Genomic DNA, 7,708 nt, shown 5'->3' on the forward strand with positions numbered 1-7,708 from the left:
CCTGCAGTGCAGACGATATCGAGGCAGTGTGTTGCTTCATCGTCAATCAAGATCAGATCCGCATTACCCCCGAAGCATCAGCGCCGGATACCGCCACGGTCGCTCCAGACGCTGATCCCGCCTCTTCTGTCGCGACGGAAAATGACACCGACACCGGCAATGACACTAGTGGGGCCGCAAACCCGTCCCCGGCCGCACCCGCCTCACAAGAGTCGTCCGCACGTCCCGCCAAGGCTGAGGGCGCACGCAAGCCCGTCAAAGAAAGCGGCACACTTAGGGTCGGCGTCGAAAAAGTCGACCAGATCATTAATCTGGTTGGCGAGCTTGTCATCACGCAGGCCATGCTGGTGCAGACGGCGTCGACCCTTGACCCCGTCGAGCATGATCGTCTGCTCAATGGTATTGAACAGCTCGAGCGCAACGCCCGCGATCTTCAAGAATCGGTCATGTCGATCCGCATGATGCCAATGGATTACGTCTTTAGCCGTTTCCCGCGCGTAGTGCGTGAAAGCGCATCGCGGCTGGGCAAACAGATAAGGCTCACCACGCGCGGCCAGGCAACAGAACTGGACAAGAGCCTGATCGAACGAATCATCGATCCGCTGACCCATCTGGTCCGCAACAGTCTGGATCACGGCATCGAGACGCCCGACAAGCGAATTGAAGCAGGCAAAGACCCAGAAGGGCACTTGACGCTTTCCGCTCAACATAGCGGCGGCCAGATCATTATCGAAGTTACCGATGACGGCGCCGGACTCAACCGCGACCGCATTCTGGCCAAAGCGATCCAGCAGGGCTTTCCGGTTAACGAAAACACCCCCGACGACGAGTTATGGCAGCTTATTTTTGCTCCCGGCTTCTCTACCGCCGACAAGGTCACTGAAATCTCGGGACGGGGCGTTGGCATGGACGTCGTACGCCGGAACATTCAGGGCATGGGCGGTCATATCCAGCTAAGCTCGCGAGCGGGCCAGGGCACCACCACCCGCATCGTTTTGCCACTGACGCTGGCCATCCTTGACGGCATGACTGTCCAGGCGGGCGAAGAGATTTTCATTTTGCCGCTTAGCAATGTGTCCGAATCCATACAGCCCACCGACGAGCAGCTGCACAGTATTTCCGAGGGCGACAACGTACTGCACGTGCGCGGCGAGTATCTGCCACTGATTGCGCTGCACCAGGTGTTTGATGTGAAAGGCGCGCAAACAGAGGTCACTCGCTCGATCGCCGTCATACTTCAGGCCGAAGAGTCGCGCTTCGCCCTGTTGGTCGATCATTTGGTTGGTCAACAGCAGGTGGTGGTTAAAAACCTTGAGGCCAACTACCGCAAGATACCCGGCATTTCAGCTGCCACCATCCTGGGCGATGGCAGTGTGGCCCTCATCGTCGACGTGTTCGCGCTGCTGCGCATGACCCGCAATAAACCGGCCCTGCCGGCCACCAGTTTTATCGGAGATAAACAACATGCTTAATAAAGTGGATGGAAGCCCCGAGCAGGCGGATGACACGGGCAAAGAGTTCCTGGTGTTCACCCTGGCCAATCAGGAATACGGCATCGATATTCTGAAAGTACAGGAAATTCGCGGCTACGACAGCCAGAGCGTCACGCGCATCGCCAATGTGCCGTCCTTCATCAAGGGCGTCACCAATTTGCGCGGCGTAATCGTGCCTATTGTCGACATGCGCATCAAGTTCAACCTTGAAAACGTTGAGTACAACCACCAGACCGTGGTCGTCATCCTCAATCTTGAATCGCGGGTGGTGGGGGTGGTGGTCGACGGCGTGTCCGACGTGCTGATGCTTCAGACGTCGCAAATAAGCGCAGCGCCTCAGTTCGGCACAGCATTTTCGACCGAATATCTTACCGGCATCGGCACCGTCGGCGAGCGCATGCTTATTTTGGTCGACATCGAGAAACTCATGACCAGCTCCGAGATGGCGTTGGTTGAACAGGCTGCCATGGTCTAAATAGCATCCGTACCACCGCTGCATAAAACGAAAGCGGCGCCGGCGATGGAATTACGGTATGCGGCACACAAAGAGGGGTCCTCATGTTTGGTCTTAGCATGTTCAATAACTTAAAGGTCCGGACCAGTCTGGTGCTGGTGCTGATTTTCTTCGTGGTTTCCTTGTTTGTGGGCGCCGGGCTGGGTTTGTATTCGCTGTATGCAAATAGCCAGACGTTTGAGCATGTGGTGCGAAGTCAGAATATCCGCGCAGCGCTCAACGAGTCCATCGACCGTTTCAAGACGGTGCAGGTGACCATGGGGTTGGCTATCGAAGCGGTGTTGGCCGATAAGGCCGCCCAACAGGCCGAGGCGATCGAAGAGCTCAAGTCGGGCGGCTATGCTTCTCCAATAGTCGCAACCGGAGAACCCGCCCACCAGCTCATCGACGGAGCCCGCAAAGATTTCGCTGCATCGCGCGCAGCTTTTGATCGTTTCCTGGCTTTGTCCGAGGGGCGCGAACACCGGGTATACATGAGCCTAAGCAACGCATACGCGTCCCTCATGAACGGTGGAGTCGAGCCTTTGTTCGACTTTCTCGAAAGCGGCGACGTCGATGGATACAACGCGTTCAAGGACGGAACCGGCGAATACATGCAGGGCGACCTCTACGACGCCGTGGCCGACTTCAACAAATATTTGCAGGCCGAGGTTGACCGCATCCAAGCTGAAGAAAGCGAGCAATATCTATTGGTGATGCAACTGGTGGCCGCCGGTATCATCGCGTCGCTGATCATCTCTTTGCTGGCTTACGTGTTCCTGGGGCGGGTTGTACTGCGGCCCTTGCGCCTGGCAAGTTCGCACTTTGACCGTATTTCCGCCGGAGACCTTACCCAGCGCATCGAGGTGCGCTCCCGCAACGAGATCGGCGTGCTGTTCGAGGCCTTGCGCCGCATGCAAGAAAGCCTCACCCGCACGGTAACGACCGTGCGTCATGGGGTCGAAGAAATAAACCTGGGGTCGCGCGAAATCTTCGTGGGCAATACCGACCTTAGCAGCCGCACCGAGCAGCAGGCCGCATCGCTGCAGCAAACGGCCGCCAGCATGGAAGAGCTCGCCGGCACCGTCAAGCAAAATACCGACAACGCATTGCAAGCCGACCGCCTGGCCAAAGAAGCAACCCAGGTCGCACAGCGCGGAGGAACCGCCGTTTCTCAAGTGGTAAGCACGATGGACGACATCACCACCAGTTCAAGCAAAATCACCGAGATCGTCGGCGTCATTGACGGCATCGCGTTCCAGACCAATATCCTTGCGCTCAACGCCTCGGTTGAGGCGGCGCGGGCCGGAGAGCAAGGCAGGGGCTTTGCGGTGGTGGCGGGCGAGGTGCGCTCGCTGGCTCAGCGTAGCGCCCAAGCGGCCAAAGAGATCAAGACCCTCATCGAAGACTCCGTCGAAACCATCCAGTCCGGCAGCCGGCAGGCCGCGCAGGCGGGTACCGTCATGCGTGATGTCGTTGCCTCCATCGAGGGTGTCACCACCATCATGGCTGAAATCGCTTCGGCGTCCAACGAGCAGCTCGATGGCATTGAGCAGGTCAATCAGGCAGTTGCCCAGATGGACGCTGTAGTTCAGCAAAATGCCTCTTTGGTCGAAGAGGCGGCCGCCGCGGCGGGTTCACTGCAAGAACAGGCCGGCCATTTGTCCGAGGCGGTATCGGTGTTCAAAGTGAGCGGCGCAGAGATTATTGACGCGCCGCCCGAAGAATCCGAGTCTTTCCAGCTCTCACATTCCCAGCAAGATGAGTCCGGGTTCTCCGAGCATCCCCTATTAGCGCCGCAAGGCTAAGGAATCCATGAGCGGTCTTCCCAGGTATCAATACCTCGCGCCTGAGCAATTTTCGTTGTCCGACGAAGAATTCGCCTTGGCGGGCAAGCTGCTGCACGCCCGGTCGGGCATCGTCCTGGGAGACCATAAGCGCGAACTGGCCGCTCGAATGCTTGGGATGCGCGCCCGAAAAAAAGGGTTGCGTGACGCATCCGGATACCTGCGGCACTTGCAGCAAGATTCCCAGTCGATCGAGTGGGACGCTTTTGTTAATGCCTTCACCATCAATCACACTGCGTTCTTTCGCGAGCAGCATCATTTCGGCATATTGGCCGACTTCATTCGCGACCGCAAAGCCCCGGTGTCGGTCTGGTGCTGTGCTGCATCCACAGGCGAAGAAGCCTACACCATTGGTGTGACCCTGCTCGAAAACACCCCGGGGGGGCAGGCCGCGCCGCGCGTGTGGGCGACCGATATCGACACCCAGGCCATTGAAAAAGCGCGCAAGGGCATCTACACGTTCGAACGGGTCAAACCGGTGCCCGAGCCACTGTTGAAGAAGTATTTTTATCGTGGCAAGGCCGCCAAATCCGGCTTGGTCCGTGTAAAGCCCATCCTGCAGGAGATTGTGCAATTCGAAACTTTTAATCTGGTTGCGCCAACATGGCCCACCGGAGAAAAGTTCGATGCCATATTTTGCCGCAACACCATGATTTATTTTGATAAGCCAACCCAGACGCGCATTTTGGAGCGTTTCGCACCCATGCTCAAGCCGGGCGGCCTGTTGTTTGCAGGCCATTCCGAGAACTTCACCTACCTTACCAAGTCCTTTCGCCTACGCGGTCAGACGGTCTATACGCTGGCTTAGCCGGCTTTAGGTACGGTTCACGGAGAGCTGGTCTGATGCATTTAGTTTGGAGACGGTGAGCATGAAGAAAATACGCGTGTTGTGTGTGGATGACTCCGCACTGGTGCGCAGCCTGATGACTGAAATCATCGACAGTCATCACGACATGGAGGTGGTCGCGGTCGCGCCCGATCCTTTGGTCGCGCGCGACCTCATAAAGCAGCACAATCCCGATGTTCTGACACTTGACGTAGAAATGCCTCGCATGGACGGACTCGATTTTCTCGAGCGGCTGATGCGCTTGCGGCCGATGCCGGTGGTCATGGTGTCTTCCCTTACCGAGCGTAATTCCGAAGTCACCATGCGCGCGCTCGAGCTTGGGGCGGTCGACTTCGTCACCAAGCCGCGCCTGGGGCTGCGTGACGGGCTAATGGAATACAGCGATCTTATTGCCGACAAGATACGTGCGGCGGCTTTGTCCAGGCCTCGTCCCAGGGCTGACGTCGCCGCTTCCGCAGTTGCGCCGCGCCGGCTGAAGCCCCTGTTTTCGACCACCGAAAAACTAATCGTCATTGGGGCCTCCACAGGCGGCACCGAGGCCATACGCCAGGTGCTCGAGCCCATGCCCGCCAATTCGCCGGCCATACTCATAACCCAGCATATGCCGGCAGGCTTCACGCGCTCATTCGTGCAACGGCTTGATGGCTTGTGCGACGTCCAGGTCCACGAGGCGGAAGACGGGCAGCGCGTGCTGCCTGGTCACGTCTATCTGGCGCCGGGCGGCGTGGCGCACATGAAGCTGGCCCGCTCCGGAGCCAATTATGTCGTCAGGCTGGACCCCAGCGAACCGGTCAACCGCCACCGCCCATCGGTTGATGTGTTGTTTCATTCAGTGGCTCAGGTCGCCGGTAAAAACGCCGTCGGCGTAATACTGACCGGCATGGGCAAAGATGGCGCTCAGGGCTTGCTGGCCATGAAAGAGGCCGGCGCCCAAACTTTCGCACAAGACGAGGCAAGTTGCGTGGTGTTCGGCATGCCGCGCGAAGCCTTGCTAATCGGCGCGGCCGAGCAGGCTGTGCCTTTATCAGAGATCAGCGAGCGGCTGCTGCGAAGCGCCGGCTCATATGGCCATCGAGTGTAGGTCTCGGCGGCCCGATGAAAACTGTTTAACTGGAGAATCAAAGTGGTACAGAAAACCATAAAAATCCTCGTGGTCGACGATTTTCCGACCATGCGGCGCATTATCAAGAATCTGCTCAAGGATTTGGGCTTCGAGAACGTCGACGAGGCCGAAGACGGCGTCATGGGGCTTGAAAAATTGCGCAACAACAATTTCGACCTGGTCGTCTCAGACTGGAACATGCCCAACATGGATGGCCTGGCCATGCTCAAGACGATACGGGCCGACCCGGCGCTGTCCAAGATGCCCGTCTTGATGGTTACTGCCGAGGCCAAAAAAGAAAACATCATTGCCGCCGCACAGGCGGGTGCAAGCGGCTACGTAGTCAAGCCTTTCACGGCCGCCGTGCTCGAAGAAAAATTGAACAAGATTTTCGAGAAATTGAATGCTTAACCAGTGGGGAATAGATTATGACAATGCCGGCAGAAGGGCGCGCACCCAGTAATGGCATCGAAGCCGAAGATTTGATCGGCAAAATCGCGCAACTTACCCGTATGCTGCGTGACAGCATGCGCGAACTGGGGTTGGATCAAGCCATCAAAGAGGCTGCCGAGGCCATTCCTGATGCTCGCGACCGTCTTGGTTACGTGGCGCGCATGACCGAGCAGGCGGCCAATCGTGTCCTGAATGCGGCAGAGGCGGTACAGCCTCTGCAAGAAACAATGCAGCGACGCGCTCGTGATCTGGATGACCGCTGGCAGGCGTGGTTCGATCATCCCGTCGAACTTGCCCAGGCGCGCGAACTGGTGGACGACACCCGGGGCTTGCTGCGTGAAATTCCGGCCGATACGCAGACGTCGCTCGATCTCTTGATGGAGATCATCATGGCACAAGACTTCCAAGATCTTACCGGCCAGGTTATTACCCGCATGCTGGGGGTAATCGGCACCATTGAACAGGAACTCGTGCAGGTGTTGATCGACAACGCCCCTAAAGAAAAGCGCGACGAGACCACTTCCTTGCTCAATGGGCCTCAAACCAACCCCACGGGCAAGGCCGACGTGGTGGCCAACCAGGACCAAGTCGACGACCTGCTGGCCAGTCTGGGTTTCTAAAGAAGGTTCGCATAACCGAAACAGATCAACAAAAATCCGGGAGGGCTTCATGAAGCACAAAAGCAAAAGTCGTACTTTTGGCGTCTATCGCCTGGTAAGTGGCATTGCTCGCGGCAGGGCCACATTTGCGGATCGGGCGTGGACACTAAGTCCCGTGGCTTGGCCCTTGGCCCGACTGCTGGACGCCGTGCGGCGGGGCCTGGTTTCCATGCGAGAGGCCACCATCGACATTGCGCTCAACACCGCCCGGCTTCATGGACAAGCGCAAGCCTGCCGCCAATTGGTGTCCGAGCAAAGCGCCGAGGCGCAAGCGTTGGCCGTCAGCGGCAACCAGATCGAAACCCTTTCCCGTGATACGGCCCAAGGCGTCGCCGAGGTGGCCCAAGCCTGCAATACCCAGCTTGCCGCGGCCAACCAGGCGTTGTCACAGCTCAACGAGCTTCACGAGCGGGTCACGCGGGTTGCCGGCCAGGTAGAGGTTTTTTCCGGCGTGGTGGCTCAGCTCAACAAGCGGGCGCAGTCCGTCGACGATACCAGCCGTCTCATCAAGGACATCGCGCTGCAGACGCATTTGCTGGCTCTGAATGCCGGGGTTGAGGCGGCCCGGGCGGGCGAGGCCGGGAAGGGTTTTGCCGTGGTGGCCACCGAGGTCGGCAAGCTCGCCGAGCGTGTGAACGCAGCTACAGGCGACATTGTGCAGCAGGCAGGCGAGATTCTCGATCTGGTGTCGGATACACGCGACCGCACCGATGAGATCCATGCTGACATGAGCAGTTCCGAACAGGTGGTGTCCGGGGTCAAGAACAACTTCGATCAGTTTGTGGTCGACTTCGAACGCATGGATGCCCGCATG

The 7,708-nt window shown here is 58.3% G+C and carries 8 protein-coding genes; all 8 read left to right on the forward strand.

Going from position 1 to position 7,708, the window contains the following annotated elements:
* Positions 1-1,472 (forward strand): chemotaxis protein CheW (locus ACIY1O_RS17390; RefSeq protein ID WP_397476348.1); only part of this gene is annotated, 1,472 nt, incomplete at its 5' end.
* Positions 1,465-1,968: a chemotaxis protein CheW gene (locus tag ACIY1O_RS17395; protein ID WP_397476349.1), complete on the forward strand. Its 504-nt coding sequence runs from the start codon at positions 1,465-1,467 to the stop codon at positions 1,966-1,968. The genes ACIY1O_RS17390 and ACIY1O_RS17395, both read left to right, overlap by 8 nt.
* 98 nt (positions 1,969-2,066) lie before the next feature.
* Entirely contained in the window at positions 2,067-3,794 is a 1,728-nt protein-coding gene (locus ACIY1O_RS17400; RefSeq protein ID WP_397476350.1) for a methyl-accepting chemotaxis protein, read from the forward strand.
* A 7-nt stretch (positions 3,795-3,801) separates the two neighbouring features.
* Entirely contained in the window at positions 3,802-4,641 is an 840-nt protein-coding gene (locus ACIY1O_RS17405; RefSeq protein ID WP_397476351.1) for a CheR family methyltransferase, read from the forward strand.
* A 61-nt stretch (positions 4,642-4,702) separates the two neighbouring features.
* Entirely contained in the window at positions 4,703-5,761 is a 1,059-nt protein-coding gene (locus ACIY1O_RS17410; protein ID WP_397476352.1) for a protein-glutamate methylesterase/protein-glutamine glutaminase, read from the forward strand.
* A 42-nt stretch (positions 5,762-5,803) separates the two neighbouring features.
* On the forward strand, positions 5,804-6,193 hold the full coding sequence (gene cheY / locus ACIY1O_RS17415; protein ID WP_397476353.1) for a chemotaxis response regulator CheY: 390 nt from the start codon (positions 5,804-5,806) through the stop codon (positions 6,191-6,193).
* A gap of 17 nt (positions 6,194-6,210) precedes the next feature.
* Positions 6,211-6,855: a protein phosphatase CheZ gene (gene cheZ, locus ACIY1O_RS17420; RefSeq protein ID WP_397476354.1), complete on the forward strand. Its 645-nt coding sequence runs from the start codon at positions 6,211-6,213 to the stop codon at positions 6,853-6,855.
* Between the two features lie 49 nt (positions 6,856-6,904).
* The coding region (locus ACIY1O_RS17425; protein ID WP_397476355.1) for a methyl-accepting chemotaxis protein at positions 6,905-7,708 on the forward strand (804 nt) is incomplete at its 3' end.

This window comes from Pusillimonas sp. (assembly GCF_044464525.1).
Taxonomy (GTDB): domain Bacteria; phylum Pseudomonadota; class Gammaproteobacteria; order Burkholderiales; family Burkholderiaceae_B; genus Pusillimonas.